Origin of the sequence: Marinifilum fragile JCM 15579 (assembly GCF_001310955.1) — a bacterium.
In the GTDB taxonomy this organism is placed as follows: domain Bacteria; phylum Bacteroidota; class Bacteroidia; order Bacteroidales; family Marinifilaceae; genus Marinifilum; species Marinifilum fragile.
Window position 1 is genome coordinate 82,774 of record NZ_BAZX01000004.1, and the last position, 20,085, is coordinate 102,858.

At 36.1% G+C, this 20,085-nt stretch carries 12 protein-coding genes; 5 read left to right on the top strand and 7 right to left on the bottom strand.

The features are described 5' to 3' along the window. Positions 1-42: 42 nt before the first annotated feature. The 7 genes from JCM15579_RS05025 to JCM15579_RS05055 form a co-directional block, all read right to left on the bottom strand. On the bottom strand, positions 43-2,421 hold the full coding sequence (locus JCM15579_RS05025; protein ID WP_054716630.1) for an ABC transporter permease: 2,379 nt from the start codon (positions 2,419-2,421) through the stop codon (positions 43-45). 21 nt (positions 2,422-2,442) lie between these two features. Then, positions 2,443-3,918, bottom strand: a complete 1,476-nt coding sequence (locus JCM15579_RS05030) for a DUF4933 domain-containing protein (protein WP_054716634.1) — start codon at positions 3,916-3,918, stop codon at positions 2,443-2,445. Between the two features lie 82 nt (positions 3,919-4,000). Continuing rightward, the gene (locus JCM15579_RS05035; protein WP_054716637.1) at positions 4,001-6,367 is read right to left on the bottom strand and encodes an ABC transporter permease; all 2,367 of its coding nucleotides are present in this window, start codon (positions 6,365-6,367) and stop codon (positions 4,001-4,003) included. Positions 6,368-6,484: 117 nt separating this feature from the next. Then, positions 6,485-8,872, bottom strand: a complete 2,388-nt coding sequence (locus JCM15579_RS05040; protein ID WP_054716640.1) for an ABC transporter permease — start codon at positions 8,870-8,872, stop codon at positions 6,485-6,487. Between the two features lie 17 nt (positions 8,873-8,889). Continuing rightward, entirely contained in the window at positions 8,890-11,238 is a 2,349-nt protein-coding gene (locus tag JCM15579_RS05045) for an ABC transporter permease (protein WP_083464547.1), read from the bottom strand. Positions 11,239-11,321: 83 nt separating this feature from the next. Beyond that, positions 11,322-13,688 (bottom strand): ABC transporter permease, encoded by a 2,367-nt coding sequence (locus JCM15579_RS05050; RefSeq protein WP_054716646.1) that lies wholly within the window; start codon positions 13,686-13,688, stop codon positions 11,322-11,324. A gap of 89 nt (positions 13,689-13,777) precedes the next feature. After that, entirely contained in the window at positions 13,778-14,470 is a 693-nt protein-coding gene (locus tag JCM15579_RS05055; RefSeq protein ID WP_054716649.1) for an ABC transporter ATP-binding protein, read from the bottom strand. A gap of 267 nt (positions 14,471-14,737) precedes the next feature. On the opposite strand from JCM15579_RS05055, the gene JCM15579_RS05060 reads away from it, so the two are divergent. The 5 genes from JCM15579_RS05060 (at position 14,738) to JCM15579_RS05080 (ending at position 19,966) form a co-directional block, all read left to right on the top strand. Then, complete coding sequence (locus tag JCM15579_RS05060) at positions 14,738-16,099, top strand: sigma-54-dependent transcriptional regulator (protein WP_054716652.1); 1,362 nt, start codon at positions 14,738-14,740, stop codon at positions 16,097-16,099. Continuing rightward, positions 16,089-17,432, top strand: coding sequence for a sensor histidine kinase (locus JCM15579_RS05065; RefSeq protein ID WP_054716655.1), 1,344 nt, complete (start codon positions 16,089-16,091; stop codon positions 17,430-17,432). Before JCM15579_RS05060 ends, JCM15579_RS05065 begins: the two co-directional genes overlap by 11 nt. Before the next feature lie 245 nt (positions 17,433-17,677). Continuing rightward, positions 17,678-18,130: an IS200/IS605 family transposase gene (gene tnpA, locus JCM15579_RS05070; RefSeq protein WP_054716657.1), complete on the top strand. Its 453-nt coding sequence runs from the start codon at positions 17,678-17,680 to the stop codon at positions 18,128-18,130. 483 nt (positions 18,131-18,613) lie between these two features. Next, positions 18,614-18,973 (top strand): nuclear transport factor 2 family protein, encoded by a 360-nt coding sequence (locus tag JCM15579_RS05075; RefSeq protein WP_054716660.1) that lies wholly within the window; start codon positions 18,614-18,616, stop codon positions 18,971-18,973. Between the two features lie 78 nt (positions 18,974-19,051). Continuing rightward, entirely contained in the window at positions 19,052-19,966 is a 915-nt protein-coding gene (locus tag JCM15579_RS05080) for a DUF6263 family protein (RefSeq protein WP_054716664.1), read from the top strand. Positions 19,967-20,085: the final 119 nt, after the last annotated feature.

Genomic DNA, 20,085 nt, shown 5'->3' on the forward strand with positions numbered 1-20,085 from the left:
ATTTGAGGGATTTTAAAATAATTAATTAATAGTGAGTTTCCGTTACTCATATCTCAAACTTTCCACGGGATTTCTCTTCGCTGCTCTCCACGATTGCCAAGTAACGGTTAGTATTGCAATGCCAATGGCAATGATTCCTGATAATGCAAAAATCCACCAGTTTAATTCTGTTTTGTAGGCGAAATTCTGAAGCCAGATGTTCATCACATACCAGGCAATCGGACATGCCAAAATAAAAGCAAGAATTACCCATTTTAGGAATTTGAAATTAAGCATTTGTATGATTTCGTAGGTTTTGGCCCCATTGGCTTTTCTGATTCCAATTTCCTTGGTTTTCTGTCGCACTACAAAGCCAACAATACCAAGCATGCCAAGTATACTAATGATAATGCTAAGAATGGTAAATGCTTTGGTTGTATTTTTCAAGTGGTTCTCATTGCGGTATTCAGCTTTCAATAAATCATCGAAAAATTGAAAAGAAAATTCTCTTCCTTCACGATGCTTTTTGTAAGTGTCGCGAATAAAGGCTATACTTTCTTTACGCTTGTGATTGGAAATCCTGATGTTCATTGTCATGATATTTTCAGGAGAATTCATTAGCACCAAAGGTTCAATTTTGTGGTGCAATGATTTGAAATGAAAATCCTTAACTACACCAACAATTTCGTTGTTTCCAATTCGTTGACCAATTGGATTGTCAAAGCCCAATAGTTTTTCGGCACTTTCATTTATGACTACAGGAAATGAAAAAGTGTGATCATCCGATTTTTTTTTCATTTCTTCCCAATAAGCAGAATAGTTCATATTTAAGAACTCACCTTTTGTGAGTTTCAGTTCGTAATTTTTTGCAAATTCATCGTCAACATGAAGAATAACTGCCTGAATACTATCTTTTGCTCCTTTGTTGTCGATAACAAAACTTGAGCGAAAACCTCCATACATTGGAGCATAAGTACTTGCCGATGCTGAGAGTATGTTCGGGTTTTGCAAAAGTTCATTTTTGAAGGAATTGCTATCGTACCATAAGCCTGTAGGAACAACCAGCATGTTGCTGTGGTTGATTCCCAAATCTTTGGTCGTTATGAAATGAAATTGCTTCATAAACACTCCTGAAACTGATATGGAAAAAATGGCAATCGTAAATTGGATAACAATGAGCAAATTCATCAGCCCAATATTTCCACCATTGTAGTTTTTCGTTTTTAATATCTGAACAGGATTCAATTTCGACAGGTAAATGGAAGGATACAAACCTGCAGCTATTGCTGTAAATACAATTAGCATGCACAAGTAAGTAAGCAGTTGCATCGATAGATTGATTTGCAATTGCTGTCCTGTTAGAAGATTGAATTTTGGCAGTAATAAAAATGCCAAACCAATTGCGAAAAATGCAGCCACAAAAGTCTGCAGGAAAGAATTCATCATGAACTGTAACAGCAAGCTGTGTCGTTTTGCACCATTTACTTTTTGAATTCCAATTTCTTTGGCTTGTTCAGAATAACTTACCGTAGACAGAATGGTAAAGTTTAAAATCACCATGATAAGGATTAGCAAAGCCAGGCCCGAAAAAATCACGACATATTTATAATTGCTGATATTATTATCAAGCATGTTGGTTCGGTAATCAGAATGAAGATGAATTTCGGATATAGGCTGAAACAATAGCTTGTCTGTTTTATTGGAATATCTGCTAACATGATTGCTGATTCGATTCAGAAACAAATTGTCGATTTCAGCATTGGCTGAAAGCTTGATATAGGTTCTAATCCAATAGGAATCTTTCCATGAATTTGTTGTATGATACATACTTAGATTGTCTTCAGACAATAAGTATCCAAAATCAATATGCGTATTTCTTGGAATTTTTAAAACTGCACTAACCGTGTAAATGTTTTCACCGTATTTATCACTTACTATTTTTTTGCCCAAAGCCGAAGAGTTGCCAAAAAGTTTGCGTGCAACCTCTTCGGAAAGCACAATGTTTGATTTATGTTTGAATGCATTTTCGGCATTCCCTTCCAGAAATTTAAAGCCATCAAAGATTTTAAAGAAATCAGTATTGGTGTAGAATTTTCTCGCTTCAATCTTTTTTCCATTCTCGAACTGCAATGGGGAATCTTCTGATGATCCATACAAATATGTGGCAGCCTCAATTTGTGGGTAATCCTTTTTAATGGTCTCTGCAATTGGTTGGTATGAAGCCGCCGACTTAATAATATCCTCGCCTTGTTTCGATAGTGTTAAAACCCGATAAATTCTGTTGTAATCAGAATGAAATTTCTCAAAAGTACTTTGATCGTAAACCCATAAATAAATTAGCAATGAAGCTAAAATTCCTATGGTAAAACCTGTGAAGTTAATAATGCTTAAAACAGGTTTTTTTAGAATTAATTGGAGTATGATTTTGAAGCTATATTTCATGTAGATGGTTGTTAATCGAACTTATTTAACCAGCATTAGCACTTGGTCGGTATCTGAGCAGTTTTTTGCCAGCTGTATCAGCTTTTCTTTGTTGGCAGCAGGAGCTGTTGAATTTTTAAATTCATCAGAAGCAACTTTCTCCTTGATATCCTTTCCAAGTAGCGAAACCATTATATTTCCCTCTCTATTTATCATGTAGGAACTAGGCCAAACAGAAAAGCCACCATCAATGTCGTTTTCGAGTATGGGGTTGTCGTAATTGTAAGGATCTGATTTTACAAAGTGTAATTGTTTATTTTTCTTGGAGTAAAGTGCATAAAGCAGTTTAATGCTCTTTCTTTTAATTGCGTTCGGACAATAATTATCATCCATGATTAGGCCAATAAAAATATAATTGTTACCGTCTGCCCATTGGTTTGGTACAATTTTACCTTTAAGATCAAACTTAGGATGGCTGGCATCTTGTTTGCTAACTTTATGCTGCCCCAGCTTGATAACATATACAGGTCTTAGAATGTTGGGAGGAATCACTTTAAAAATGGTATCGTTATAATCCGATCTGAAATAATAATTCCCAGCTTTTTCATATTGAGTTCCATAATCAAAACCTCGAATAAGACGTGGTTTAAAATTTACCAAACGCTCAAATTTGGTAAATTCAGCTAAAGTGTCTCCTTGGGTATTGAAAATTTCCAACATGTTGCCCTTTCTGCTTCTTCTTGAAAAATAAGTGTTACGGTCAGGACTGAAAACACCTATTTGCTCGTAATTATATTGAGGAGTGAATGAAGACATACCGTTTGGATAAGGAGCTTTGAATGGTTTGTTTTGTCCTCTGTTTAAGTCAACCAAAACTTTACCAGCACCTGAAACAGCTAATGGATTTTCAGGGTTGAACTGATACTGCGCGTTGATTAAATCTTTGGAGCAATCTACCTCCATAATATAGTTTTGACCAGTATTAGTATTTTTGTAGTTGTAATACAATTGATCTCCTCTTGACCAAACATTAGGACTTCCACCTATATTGGAAAATTCGGAATAATAAATTAGAACCTGATTTTGATCCTCTTTGTATTTTACTCCGCTTAGTTGGTTTTTTATAATTGTATTTTTAAACTCCCCTTTTTTTGTAAACAGATGTATGCCATAAAGATTAGAGGCTACAATGTTTTTATCTGTCATGTAGTATTTGTAATTGATCTTATTTGCGATACTAGAGTCTGGCAGATTTTGCATTTTAATGTATTCAATACTTTGGGCCACATCAGATAGTTTGAACTCTTTAATGCTATCTAATCTATTTTCAATATCAATTGCTATTGGTGGTTGAGATGTATCTGTTTTTCTAATGGATTCGAAGCGAAAACCTTTCGGCAACTTTGCCAAAGAGTCGGCTAATTCTTGCTCTTTTTTTAGACGCAGTTCTTCTTTCTGAGCTAAGATTTCTTCTTCACTTAAAATTTTTTGAGTTAAATCTTTTTCATCCAGCTTCATGCTTTTGTTTTTACACGAAAAACAAATAACTAACAAAATTGATAGTAAGAGGTTAAGTTTCATAATATATAATCGTTTGGTTTTATTCATAACGTAAACTTTCCACAGGATTTCTCTTTGCTGCTCTCCACGACTGCCATGAAACGGTAAGCAGGGCAATTCCCATGGCAATGATCCCTGCCAGAACAAAAATCCACCAGCTAAGCTCTGTTTTATAGGCAAAGTTTTGCAGCCATTGGTTCATGGCAAACCACGAAATGGGACAAGCTATTATAAAGGCGAATAGAACCCATTTAATAAAACTGAAGTTTATCATCCTGATTATTTCATGGGTTTTGGCTCCATTGGCTTTGCGAATTCCAATTTCTTTTCGTTTTAAAGAAATAGAGTTGAGTACCATTCCTAATAATCCCATAATGGATAAAGCAATGGCAAGTATTGAGAAAGCACTTATTATTGTTACTTGTTGTTCTTCTTTCTTATAAAAATTATCAATTTGATCCTGTAAAGTGTAGATGTTAATGATTTTAGATGGTTCGATTTCTTTAAAAAAAGAACTTAACTTTTTTTGTACTTGTTGCAGACTGGTTTTATTGGTTTTAACTGCTAACAGATATAGCTTTTGGGGATCTTGTTGCAGAATTACCATCGGTCGGATTTTAGCATGAAAGGAGTGAGCATTAAAATCCTTAACAATTCCTCTCACCATAAATCCATTGAATAGGGATCCTACTTTGATGTTATATTCTTTTGCAGCGGTTTCATTAAAAATCATTTCTCTTCGACTTTCATGAAAATTACCCAAGCCTTTCCCTTCTTTTATTTCGATATCCAGAAGATCCAACATACCTGTCCCCATAATTAATCCATCGAATCGGATGATATCATTTTCGTACTGTAGTTTTACAGGCAGAAAATCCTTGAAAGGAGGAATGAAAGAAGATCCGGCAACTTTTAGTACTCCAGGGATTTTTTTCACTTCATTTTCAATCATATGGAATTTACTGCTCAATTCATCGGAGTTGAGTTCACAAATGATTACATTATCGGTGTTGATGTTATTTGATCCTGATTGAGCAAAATTCAATTGTTTTTTAATTGCTAAAATTCCAACAACTAGGATTATAAATATGCTGAAATGGACAATGAGAAATGAGTTACTCCATTGCTTTTTGCCTATGCGTTTAATTAGTTTTCCTTTGATCAATTCAACCGACGAAATTTTAGAAATGCGATACCCCAATAATACTCCGGCAATACTTCCTGTAATAACCAGTACTGCTATAAGGGAAATGTAGCTTTGCCATATTGAAAGTACCTCAACGTTAATATTTCGATTTAAAGTTTGGTTGATAAAAGGGATACCAAACATCATAACGACAGAGGCAGGAATTAAACTAAATATTGCCAGAAGGTTCGATTCAACCAATATTTGTTTAAAAATATTATTTTTTGATGCCCCCATGGCTTTCTGCACACCAAGATCTTTTAATCGCAATTCAATTTTTGCCTTGGTAAGGAAAATATAATTTACAATTGCAATGGTTAAAATTAATATCGAAATAACCAGAAAATAGATTAGTTCACTTGGGTTCCCTGTGCGTGTATAAAAATTTCCATCTAGATTGTTTGAGTACAGATATATATCAGAAATAGCTTGCAACTTATAATCTAGTTCCTTCTTTTTGTCGTGGCTGGTTCTGTTCTTATAAACCTGCAATTTTTGTTCTATGTCCTTTGGATTAATACCGTCACTTAAACGGATATAGGTATGTAAATCAAAATGATTCCAGTCTTTAAAATTATTATCATCTGAAGTGTAATGTCCCAGTTGTTTTCTGCTTTTGTTCAGTGATTTACTTAACAAGTCGATGTGGCCAATGAAATTCGGTTGCAGACTTGAATAAGTAGAGATTTTGTGATAAACCCCACATACATTTAAATCATAAAACTCCTTATCAAATTTAATTTTTAATGTCTGGTTAATAGGATTTTCCTTGCCAAAGTACTTTGTAGCAATTGACGAGGAAATACAAATTTCATCCTTCGATAAGGATGCCTTCCCTTTTAGAATTTGAATTCCTAAAAACTTATAAATGCTGCTATCTGCACAAGCCAAATTCTTCTCTTCAAAAAGTTTATTTTGATTGTCTTTTAATTGAAATTGATTGAGCTGATGAATTCTAAAGAAACTCTTTATTGCAGGGATTTCCTCTTCAATGGTATTTCCTAATTCATATGTTGTTCTGCAGTCGTTGCCACGAAGAATTCTATAAATATTTTCTTTATGCGGAATAGATCGATCAAAAGAGTTTTCGTGTATGAATAGTAAAAGCAATAAGAAAACACAACCCAGACCTATACCTAAGCCTAGAATGCTTATTAAGGATTGTATTTTATTTTTTAGAATACTACGAACCGAAATTTTAAGAAGTATTGGTAATTTCATCTGTTTATTTTTACATGTTTTTTGCCAGATGGAACTTACCATGAGTAAATAATCATTCTCGTGTGTGAGTTAATAATTATTTACTCATGGACGTTTCATTTAAGGATATGTTTTTGTTTATTCGTATCTCAAGCTCTCTACCGGATTTCTCCTCGCTGCCTTCCAGGATTGCCATGTAACGGTTAACAATGCAATACCCATCACCATGACTCCCGACAAGGCAAATACCCACCAACTCATTTTGGTTTTATAGGCAAAGTTTTCAAGCCATTTATTCATGGCATAGCATGCAATAGGACATGCCAAAACAAAGGCAATAATTACCCACTTTAGGAAATCCTTGTTTAGCATTCTGATGATTTCATAAGTTTTAGCTCCATTGGTTTTTCTAATCCCTATTTCTTTGGTACGCTGTTCCGATGAAAAATAGGAAAGGGCACTAATGCCAATGATTCCAATTACAACAGCAAGAATTGAAAAGCTCAGTAAGATTTTTCGAAGGATATTTTCCGATTTGTATTGCTGTGTAATTTTATCATTCATAAAAAAATACTCCATCTTCTGATCTGGATAATGCTTATCCCACTCCGATTGGATGTAATCCATAGCCGGCCTGATATCTCCAGAAGCAATTTTTATATGAGTAAATCTGGCATTACTTGGAGATTCGTTTATATAAAAAATGTAATCCCCAATTTGTTGATGTGCTGAATTGTAGTTGAAATCGTCAACTACCCCGATGATATCTACTCTTCTTTGATCTGCTTCCAATGGCTGGCCCGATCGAAAAGAATTTAGATTTTCTATATTGTTGTGTTTCTCCATTAGTCTATCATACAGATGCTTATTAATGATAAACCCTTCAATGGTATCTTTAGATCTGTTGATATAATCATGGAGGAGAGGAATATTCATGGTTTGTAAAAAATCCAGATTTGAGAATGACACCTCAGCTGTTCCTTCAATTCCAAATCCTTCAAGAGCAAATGTCTGTGTTGGATATCCAAAATATTGTCTTGTAAAACCAACAAATTCTATTTGGGAGTTCTTTCTCAATTCGTTGGCAAAAACATTTGGGTCTTTTCTAAAATCCTTTTGCCGGAGAACAACAATATTCTCTTTGGTAAAACCCAGAGGTTTATCCAAAATGAAGTTAATCTGTTTGTTTACAAAAATTGTGGAGGATATTAGAACCATTACAATTAAAATCTGAAAAATCATTAATGGTTGCAAAAGCTTCTTTCCTGTTAACGGAAGTAGCCCTTTTATGATTTCACTAATTGAATTTCTTTTCAGAATAAAGAATCGTACAAACAATGTCGAGAGTGTTCCACTGCAAAATAAAATGATGAATATGGCCCAATAAATGATTGGTTCGTTAAAAAAAATATCAAACTGAATTTCGTAATACTGGCTGATAATAGGTTTTATCAACTCTATTGCAAATAAGGAAATAAAAATAGCAACTGAACTAAGTAGCAATACTTCAATTAGTATTTGGTACAACAAATGTTTTTTATGAGCTCCAATGGAGGATTTCAAACCAAACTCTTTTGCTCTTTTGAAAAGATTGACCGTGATTAAGCTGATGAAATTAACCAGTGATACAAACAAAATCACAAAAGCAACAATTGTGAACAAGTAGATGTTTATTTTGGTATTGCTTTCTTTAAGTTCGAACCTATGATTCGATTTTAAATGAATATCCGTAAGTTTCTCTAATTGGAACTTGTAATCCTTTGGCCCTCTGGTTTGCCTGAAACTACTCTTGTTAAAATCATTCAATATTTTATCGGCGATAAAGTTTGGAGAGGTTCCTTTTTTAAGCTTGAGATAATTGTATACCCATTGTATTTTTCTTGTGCTTAAAACCTTAAAACGTTCTTCCAGGTTTCCTTTTTGAGAGAGAAGTATCTCGCAATTGAAATGTGTTTTTATTGGTGTGTTTTTGAATATTCCTGCAATTTCAAATTTTCCTGAACCATCTCTAGCTCGCAAACTTTCGGTTTCAATGGTTTGACCAATTGGGTTCTCATTCTTAAAATACTTTTGGGCAAATCTTTCTGATACAAATGTGACATCTGGATTTGATATTTCAGATAAATCTCCAACTATACTTTCAATACCAAACATGTGAATAAAATTGGTATCTACTGATAGAACATCATTTTGTGAAATGGTATTTTGGTCGTGTATTGTAATGTTTTCAAGTTTAGCGTGTGAAAATTGGCATGCATTTTCAACTTCAGGAAAGTTTAAGGAGGTTTGTTTAATAAACCCTAAACTTCTGGCCCAAGAATCATCAATGTGTGATGGAGTTGAGATTACTCTGTAAATTTCCTGATGATCATTGATGTGTTTGTCGTAGCTTTTTTCATTTTGAACATGAACAAACAGCACAAAAAATGATGCCAGCCCTACACTTAGACCCAATATGTTTGTCACAGAAAAGGTCTTGCTATGAAGAAGACGTAATACCGATAATTTTAAATGATACCAAAGCATACTGCTAATTTTTAGAATTATTCATATCGTAAACTTTCCACAGGATTTCTCTTTGCTGCCCTCCACGATTGCCACGAAATAGTTAACAGGGCAATTCCCAAAGCAATGATTCCTGCCAAAGCAAAAATCCACCAGCTGAGTTCTGTTCTGTAGGCAAAGTTTTGTAACCACTTGTTCATGAAGTAATATGAAATTGGAGAGGCAATCAGGAAAGCAATTAACACCCAAACAGAAAAGTCTTTGTTTAGCATTTGCATGATTTCAAAGGTTTTGGCTCCATTTGCTTTTCTAATGCCAATTTCTTTTGTTTTTGATTCTGAAATAAACAAGCTCGTTGAGAAGAGTCCAAAGCAGAGAATTGTTATCGCAACAACAAAAGCCAATAAGCACATTCTGAATAGTAGAATCTCTTTCTTGTAAATTTCCGAGAGTTTAAATTTCTTATGCAACAGGTTCACATCTGTTTGTAAAGATTGCTTATGGCAGAAGGATTTAAAATCATCAATAAAATTAGGGTAGAAAGCATGGTTTACATTGATCAAAACAGAGGACTGATGGTAAGGCATATTGCCCAGCACAAGAGGTTGAATTGGTTCATAAAATGAAGAATGATATACATTTTTAAATACACCAACGATTTGACCGATCATCATATCTTTACTGTCGTAAATAATGGTACTCAAAGGATCTTTTTTATTTAATTTTTTTGCGAAACTTTCGTTTACAATGACTTCGGTGATTGATTTGCTGCGTTCTTTTTCCTTACCAGATCGTACAGCTGTTTTATTGATGTTTCGTCCTCTTACTAATTCGATGTTGAAAGTATTTAGGTAATTATGATTGGCGAGTCGAACAATAGCATCAATTTTATTATTGTCTTCTTTTATAAGGAAAGTAGCCTTGCCTGGTTTGTCACCATAAATTCCTTGGCCAATAGCTATTGAATTTACATAGTGTTTGTTCTCAAATTCATTTATCAAGAGGTCTATTTTAGGCTCAGGAACCAATGTAATTAGCGTGTTCTCCAAGTCATATCCCAAATTCGTATTCTTTATAAAATTGATTTGCTTCGATACTGTACTCAAAACGATGAAGATGAATATGAAAACAGCAATTTGAATGATACTTAGTAGCTTTCTTACATGCTGCTTATTGGTTTTGATAGCAGATAAAAATGTTGGTTTCACAAATACATATTGTAGATAAGAAAGAGAGATTACCAAGAATAGTATGACAAATGGAAGAATGAAGAGCTTGGGATTACTATTAATTTTTGTGTGCAAAAAAACTGAAATGTATTCATTTAGAGAATAAAATAAACCAAATGCAAAAACAAGGCATAGAAGAAATACGAGTGTGCTGTCAAGTATAAATAGTTTTCTGATTCCTTGATTTGATAATCCAAAACACCTCATTGTTACGTATGAATTAGCGTGCTTAATGTGTAAGCCAGTGCTTATTGTGAAGTAATTAAATAGGATCAGAAATAGGATTAAAAAAGTAATTCCAGAAAGTGTTTTTAAGATGGTAGAATTTCCTTTTTTAAGAGCATAAGTGATGTGGTCTGAATGAAGGTATATTCGATCGAAACCTTGCAATTCCCATTGGTAATTGGAACAGTAATCAGACATGCCATATTCACTTAATTTGTCTGTAAGCCATGTGGCGATTTGTCCTTCAATATGCGAAACCATATTGGGGTAGGGAAGTTCAATATAGTTTTCGTAGGTGTAATACCATTCATTGTATTTGGCTTTGTTATCAGCAAAAGCAAGGTTTGTTACAATATCTCCTTCAAAAGTAAGATTCGATGGAAGATCACTCATAATCCCGGTAATAAGCAGTTCATTGGATTGATTTTGAAAAGGTTCTGAATAGGATAAAATCTTACCAATGGGGTTGGTGGATTTAAAATGCTTCTTCGCAAATGATTTACTGATTATCGCACTGTTTGATACTTTTCTGAAAGTTTCAATATCACCAGTAAGGATTGGGAAATCAAATAATTGAAAGAAATCGGGATCTGCATTAATTACTTTAGAAGTAAACACATTACCATCAACATTTACATTGTAAATTGATTGTGTTACTCTTGTGGCTCGTGTTATATATGGACTAATTTCACTTAAAAATTTGCCCAGAGATCCTATTGTTTCCGAATTGTAATGTTCCTTTCCTTCAGAAGCAAAATTAATCCTGTAAATATTCTGTGTTTTATTGCTGTACTTATTATAGGAAAGCTCTTGATAAATGTATTGACCTATGAATAAAATAGCTGCCAAGGCAATGGTTGTGCTGGTAATAATAATGGCATTATGCCATGCATTATTAATCAACTTTTTATATATGAATTTTAAGTTATTCAAGATGTTACGCTTTTGTTATTAGTGTATGTTTTTTTCAAGCCTCATAACCAATGAATCTATAATATCAAGAGTGCGATAGTTACCTACTCATATCTTAAACTTTCCACTGGATTTCTCTTTGCTGCCCTCCACGATTGCCACGAGACAGTTAGCAAGGCAATGCCCAAGGCAATAATTCCTGCCAGTGCAAATACCCACCAGCTGAGTTCAGTTTTATAAGCAAAACCACTAAGCCATGTGTGCAAAGCATACCAAGCAATAGGGCAGGCAATTATACATGCAATAAACACCCACTTTACCAAATCGGTATTCAGCATTTTAACAATCTCGAAAGTTTTGGCACCATTGGTTTTTCGTATTCCAATCTCTTTGGTGTGAGTTTCAACAATAAAATAGGTCAAGCTGATTAATCCCAGGCAGGATAGGAGTATGGAAATTATGGTGGCATAATTTAGAATGCGCTGAAATTGTTTTTCCTTCTTGTACAAAGCTTCCCAGCTTGCATCAAGGTATTTTATTTCCAGTGGGAAATTAGGAGAAATATTTTCCCAAACCTTGTTGATGGAACGAATACACCTATTGGTACTGGCAACACTGCTGGTGTTGATTTTGAAATAAATGTACTCATCGGTTTCTCCACAACTTCTAAAAGCAATTGGCCTAATAGCTGAATGCATGGATTCGTGGTTAAAATCTTCTACTTCGGCAATTACTTTTCCAACTTTGCCATTGTATCGAATTGTTGCATCTTCTGGTTTTTCGATATTGAATTGTTTAAAGGCCGTAGCATTAAAGATCCAGTCTGCATTTTCCTCTGAATAACGATTAAACTGTTTGCCCTGAATCAATTTGATTCCAAAAAAATCGAAGAAATTTGGGCTTACGAAAAGATTGGCAAAACCAATTTCCTGTTTTTCTCCTTTGTTGATCATGCTAAGTCCCCAATTTGATTGATTGTAACCTAACGGACCAGATGTATAAGTATAATCGGAAATTTCAGGGATTCTTTTAATTTCAGAATTAAAGGCATTACTACTTTTCTCTATTTGCGGATTGGTGGCAGCATAAAGAATTTGTTCTTTATCAAAACCAGGATCCAACTCACTCATGTAATTGTTTTGTTTGTTGATTAAGAGGATACCGCACAGTAAAATGATTGTAATGCTAAATTGGAAAATCAGCAAAGCATTTCTCAGATGGTTTTGTGAGCGGCTATTTACAGTGTTTTTTAATAATGCCGTAGTTTGGGTCCTGCTAAATCTTATTCCGGGAATAATTCCGGTTAGTACAAAAGTAAAAGCAAGCAGCGCAATAAATATTATCAGGTTTGATCCTGAAAAAATCTCAGCCAAAGTAAATTCCGAATTGGTAATCTGATTTAATCCGATCAGTAAGAAATTACTCAATACAATTACCAGTATACATGTAATGCATAGGACCAAAGCGGATTCAGCAGCGATTAACTCAACTACTTTGGCCTTTTTACTTCCCATTACTTTAAGGATGCCAATATTTTTAAGGCGCTTAATTTTTTGTGCAGTAACTAGGTTTATGTAATTGATACATGCAAGCAGAAGAATTAAAAATCCTATGATTTGTATAATGTTTAAGGTAAGTTGATTGCCATGTTTTAAAATCTCAATTTCGGGTAAATCATTATAAGCTTCGGTAAACGGTTTAATCTCAAACTTGGTATCTTCTTTGTATCCTTCCGGGATGTTGTCGGTTGAGATATTGGCAAGTTTCCGATTGATAACTCCAGCATCAATATTAGATGGTATTTTTGCAAAAGCACTGTAGTTTTGAGTACCCCAATATTCTTCGCTGCTTTTAAACCAATGAATTTTATAATTGGTGTCAAGCGATAGTACTGCATCAAATTCCCATGAGCAATGATGAGAAAGATCTTGAATAACTGCTCCTACCTCAACAATTACATTTTGCAAGTTGGTGGCATTGTATAGCAACTCTTTCCCTATAGGATTTTCGTCGCCAAATATCTTTTTAGCCACCGATTGAGTCAATACAATTTTATCGGCTGTATTTAAAGCTTTTTTAGGATTACCATAAACCGCTTTAAACTGAAAAACCTTAAAGAAACATGAATCTGCAATTAGCAGATTTTGTAACTTATAATCTGTATTCTCCTTTTTCAGAAAATCTTGTGGCGACCAGGTATACCTTGCAAATGTTATAGCTTCTATTTCCGGAACTTCAGACCTAACATGTCTAACCATAGCGCTAGAAATATCAGGATCTTTTTGGTTTAAAAGCGTGTAGGTATATTCGATATCCGCAATCTCCTGATCCATATTTTTCTCCTTGTTTACATAGGCGAAAACAAGCAGACTAATTGTAATTCCTATAACCAAACCACTAATGTTAATCGATGATACCAGCTTATTCTTTAATAAGTTTTTGAATGATATTTTAATGTTGTAGAAATTCATAAATCAGTTTAGAAATGTTAATGGCTTAGACAATAAGCTTTAATAGATCAGATGTGTCAATTGTTAAGACAGTAGCGGTATTTCAAGATTTAAAATACCTGCTCCGCTACCAAACTTTCTTCAGTTACAACTTTACCATCAAATAGGTTGATAATTCGGTGAGCATATCCTGCATCTTTCATGGAGTGAGTCACCATGATAATGGTAGTTCCTTCGCGGTTTAATTCGGTAAGCAGTTCCATAACTTCCTGACCGTTTTTTGAATCCAGATTACCAGTAGGCTCATCGGCAAGAATTAACCCTGGGTTGGAAACTACCGCACGAGCAATAGCAACACGTTGTTGCTGACCACCTGATAATTGTTGAGGGTAATGTTTTGCACGATGGCTCATGTTCATTCGGTCAAGCACCTTGCTTACCATTTCTTTGCGCTTTTTGGAGCTGATGCGCTGATAAACCAAAGGCATTTCAACATTTTCGAAAACATTTAATTCATCAATCAAGTTGAACGACTGAAATACGAAACCAATATTTCCTTTGCGCAAATCGGTGCGCTGTCCCTCTTTCAAATTAGCAACTTCGGTCTTGTTAAAATTGTATTCACCTCCCGATGGATTATCCAATAAACCCAGGATGTTTAAAAGTGTAGATTTACCGCAACCCGAAGGTCCCATAATGGCTACAAATTCTCCTTCTCTAATGTTTAGGTTTACATCGTTTAAGGCTAAAGTTTCAATTTCATCTGTTCTGAAAACTTTCGATAAATTTTTAATAGAAATCATATTCATTGTTTTTAAATAATACACATGTAAAATTATGGCTTACCATTGCGAACTTTGTGCCGTAATTTGTAAGTGTCTAAATACAAGTGTGGAAAGAAGAATTTAGCTTTGGAGTGTGTAAAATTTTTAGACAGTGTATGTCTAATATTTTGAAAAGCTGATTAATTTAGAGGAGCAAAGCTTATTTTAAACAACAAGACAGAAAGACGCATTACTCTCCCGGTAGTTATCGGGACAAACATAAACTCATCCCTCATTCGCCCAAATATGAAAAAATCAAATATTCTTATTGTTGACGACAACCGAAGCGTATTAAGTGCATTGGATCTGTTGTTATCGCCATACTGTGCCAAACTGAAATGTTTATCCTCGCCCAAAACCTTATTTACTGAGCTTCAAATTGAAGATTACGATGTTGTTTTGCTGGACATGAACTTTACCACTGGTATCAATAATGGCAACGAAGGCATCTATTGGTTAAACCAGATCCTGGAGCAATATCCAGGCGTGAGTGTTGTGATGATTACCGCCTATGGGGATGTTGAATTGGCGGTAAAAGCAGTTCGTACTGGAGCTACCGATTTTGTTCTGAAGCCCTGGGACAATGAAAAAATGATTGCTACCGTTGATACCGCCTGTAAGCTAAGTCAGTCGAAACGAGAACTAAAAAAGATGCAGCTGAAAGAGAAGCAGTTCATCGAGGAGATCAACGGATCGAACAAAGATTTAATTGGTTCATCGGCTACCTGGGAACGTGCCATGAAAATGGTTCGAAAAGTAGCAGATACCAATGCCAATGTTCTGATCACTGGTGAAAATGGAACAGGGAAGGAGTTAATTGCAAGAGAAATTCACCGACTTTCGAAACGTTCGAACAAAGTAATGGTGAGTGTGGACATGGGAGCGGTTGCAGAATCCCTGTTCGAAAGTGAATTGTTTGGACATAAAAAAGGCGCCTTTACCGATGCACATTCCGATAGAATGGGGAAAATAGAAGCTGCCAATAAGGGAACACTCTTTCTCGACGAAATCGGAAACCTTACCATGCCCATGCAGGCCAAATTGTTGTCGGTGCTCCAGAACAGGGTGCTTACCAGGGTGGGTGACAATTCCCAAACTAAGCTTGATTTACGCCTGATATGTGCCACCAATGGAAACCTGCAACAAATGGTATCCGATGGCAATTTTAGGGAGGATCTTCTGTATAGAATCAATACCATACACATCGAAGTACCACCTTTGCGCGACCGAAAAGATGATATCCCGGAACTGGCAGAATTCTTTGTGAACAAGTATGCCGATAAGTATGGGAAAAATTTAAAAATAAGCAGTCAGGCCATTGCCAAGTTAAGAGATTACCCTTGGCCGGGAAATGTTAGAGAGTTACAGCATTCGGTCGAGAAAGCGGTAATTCTTTCAGATTCTCAGCAATTAACGGCAAACGATTTTGTATTCAAGAACGACGATATGAACAATGTATCAAACTTTGGCGGAACCCTGGAAGATATGGAGGCACAGTTGATTGCTTCGGCCATAGAAAAACATGCTGGAAATCTTTCTGCCGTATCAACACAGTTGGGCATTTCTCGTCAAACACTCTACAATAAAATCAAGAAATATGGGCTATAAGAATTACAACCTGGCACTTTGGATTAGAATGCTAATTCTTTTGGCTACTGCCATTTCATGCGGTTATGCCATTGCCACAACATCCTATTTGTCCCTTTCATTTTTTGGTTTGATGATGTTTGTTGAAGTTTGGGAGCTCATTCGATTCTTAAACAAAACGCACAAACAGATCGATTTTTTTATCAAGGCCATAAAGAACGAGGATACAACACTTCGCTTTCCCGAAAAATCAGGCAATAGCATTATTAACGAATTGCACCATAGTTTAAACGAGCTGAATGGCATTTTGCAGCAAGTACAAACCAAATCGAGAATCAGGGAAAAGTACTTTGGCGAAATCTTACAGAACATATCCACCGGAGTGATCGTGTTATCTGAAAATACGCACATTACCGATGTAAATTCAGCCGCACTCGAATTGTTGGGATTGCCTGCACTTACACACATCAGTCAGCTCAATAGAATCGATACCCGATTCACCAATTCACTGCTCGAAATCTCGAACAAGCAAAAGCGGGTTTTGGAACTGTCTACCCCTAAGGAAAGGGTCCAGATCAATACGGCCTGTTCGGTAATCCGAATCCATAAGGAAGACATTAAGCTCATCACCCTGCAAGACATTCGTGGAGAATTGGAACGAAAAGAGGTAGATGCCTGGATCAAACTGATACGAGTACTGAGTCACGAAATCATGAATTCCCTGGCTCCGGTTACTTCCATTGCACAATCGCTCAAGCGAATTTGGGAAGAGAAATCAGAAATGATTGTAGATGAAAACCTGGCAACCGAAGTAGGGAAAACCGTTAATGGCTTGGGTGTGATTACCGAAATGAGCGAGGCTTTGATCCATTTTGTGAAATCGTACCGCATGTTGTCCAAGCCACCAAAGCCAATGCTGGGGAGTGTAAATTCCATTGAGTTTTTCGATCGACTAAGCATTCTGCTTTCACCAATTAAGGAGGAGTTTGCCGGCGAATTGCAGATTCAAACTCCAACACGATCCTTCGATTTTGTGGCCGACGAACAGATGATTGTTCAGGTGATTATCAATTTGGTGAAGAATGCCAAGGAAGCCTTTAATGGAGAAGCTGAGCATGGAAAGATCAGTGTGAATTGCAACAAGAAAGGACCCATTTGCGAGATCAATGTAATTGACAACGGCCCGGGAATTCCTGCCGAAATTGCCGACGAGATTTTTATTCCATTCTTCACCACCAAGACCAATGGCAGCGGTGTTGGCCTAAGCCATTCCCGACAAATTATTCGCGCCCATGGTGGTTCTTTGTATTGCACCTCCAAACCAAATCAAACCGTGTTTAAATTGAGGTGGTAATTGTATAATCCGTAGGGCCACGCCATGGCGTGGCCTAAAAACATATATCAATCCAACAATTCATTCATCTTGGAATAGGACACGAGATCCTGTTGTATCCTTAACCCTTTGCCTTGGGTTTCATCCCGAGTATAAAATATAAATGAAAATCTACTGAAAGGGTAATCGCAATAGCATAGGGCAGCGCCCTATGAATATGAAATGTAATTGAAACAAAGCCCTGAAAGGGCGTAAGCATAACAATTATGGGACAATCATTATCAAAGGTTTATGTACACATCACATTCAGTACTAAAAACCGTCAACCCATTATCGATACCGAAATCGAAAACCCTCTCTACGAATACATAGGGGGAATTTGCAAAGGTTTAGAATGTAATCCAGTTCGTATTGGCGGATACAGCGATCATGTTCATATTTTTTGCATCTTATCTAAGAAAATCACCCAAATGAAATTGTTAGAGGAATTGAAAAAGCAGTCATCTATATGGGTAAAATCCAAAGGATTGAAATATCATGATTTCTATTGGCAAGATGGATATGGCATTTTCTCCGTTAATCCATCGGAAGTTGAGTTGGTGGTGAATTATATAGATGGTCAGAAAGAGCATCATTCAAAGAAATCATTTAAGGATGAATTGAGGGCGTTTCTTAAAAAATACAATGTTGATTTTGATGAGAGATACATTTGGAATTAGGCTCACGCCCTTTCAGGGCTAAATGCATTGGAATTGACACACCCGATGGGCGTTGCCCATCGCTATTGATCTGGCCCCTACAGGGCAATTTCAAAATTGTGACTCATTCTTTATACATGAAAATAATCTACCCTGAAAGAGTAAAAGCAATAGCATAGGGCATCGCCCTATAAAAATATGAAATTAAAGGTAAGCCTAACAAAATATCTATAATAGAACACAATGCAATGTTGATGAGAGGTACATTTGGAATTAGGCTCACGCCCTTTCAGGGCTAAATGCATTGGGATTGACACCCCGATGGGCGTTGCCCATCGCTATTGATCTGGCCCTTTCAGGGCAATTTCAAAATTGTAGCTCATTATCGATGTAAGAAAATATTTTACCCTGAAAGGGTAATCGCAATAGCATAGGGCAGCGCCCTATGAATATGGAATGTAATTGAAATAAAGCCCTGAATGGGCGCAAGCAAACAAACAAATCATGACACCAAAACAAATCATACAAGAATGGGTAGAGGCCTTTAACCAAGGCGATGCTGAACAGATTGCAGAATTTTACCATCAGGATGCCATTAACCATCAGGTAGCCAATCAACCCATACAGGGCAAGGAGGCCATCCGTAAAATGTTTGCCGAAGAACTGGCTGCTGCCGAAATGACCTGCATTGTAGAAAACATCTTCGAAGATGGTGATTGGGCCATACTCGAATGGAAAGATCCGCTGGGACTTCGAGGTTGTGGATTCTTTCAGATACTCGATGGCAAAATCATGTTTCAACGCGGCTATTGGGACAAGCTTTCCTTCCTAAGAATGCACAATATGCCCATTCCCCAAAAATAAAGCGGGTATTATCACCCAGAAGTGGAGAAATGAATGTACTTTTAAACAATAATTAAATTATATACCAAAATCAATTCAATGAAGAAACTACTAACACTTGCTCTTATTCTTAGTGCGACACTTTGTGTACAAGCCAAAAAATACAAACTGGCTTTAAATCTGGAAGTAGGGAAGGAATACATTCAGAAGTCGAATGCAAAAATGACCATTACCCAGAACTTTAATGGCATGCCAATCGAAATTGGTATGAATATTAAGGGGGATTATGTCTTTAAGGTGATTGGTGCCGAAAACGATCAGTACGATATGGAGGTGAAGTACAGGACCGTAGAGATGGAAATGGAAAGTGCACAGGGAAAAAGCTCATTTAGCTCCAACAAAGCCAGCGAGCAGGATATCATGTCAACCATGCTATCGCGAATGATTGATAAGCCCTTCAAAATGATCATGGGCCAAAACGGAAAAGTAATCGAGATCACAGGAATCGATAATCTTTTTGGTGGTATGTTCGAGGGATTCGATATCACCCAACAACAGAAAGACCAGATATTGGCTCAGCTAAAACAATCCTATGGAGAAAAGGCTTTTAAAGGAAGTTTTGAGCAGATCACTGCCATTTACCCTAAGGGAAAAGTAAAATTGGGCAAGAAATGGACCACCGAAACCAATATCGAGGCAGGAATGTCGGTTCACGTAACTACCAATTTCGAACTGAAGGCAGCCAATACCGAGTACTTCCTGCTTCATGGAGAAGGCGATTTGTCTAGCAATCCTAATTCCCCATTTGTGAAGCAAAATGGTATGGACATGAAGATTTTGTTAGACGGTAATTTGACTTCGGACATTAAAATTGATCGAAAAACCGGTTGGATTATAGATGCTACCATTGTTCAGAACCTGAGTGGAAACACAGAGCTGAAAGCTGGCGAACAAATGCCTGAAGGCATGAGCATCCCAATGACCGTAAAGTCAAAATCAGTAATCACAGACTAAAGGAATTCGGCTTGATGCCGATGGTGTAAAATCAAATACCCCAAATCATTGCGATTTGGGGTTACAATTAAAACTAACACTAACACTAACACTAACACTAACACTTATAAACCTAACAC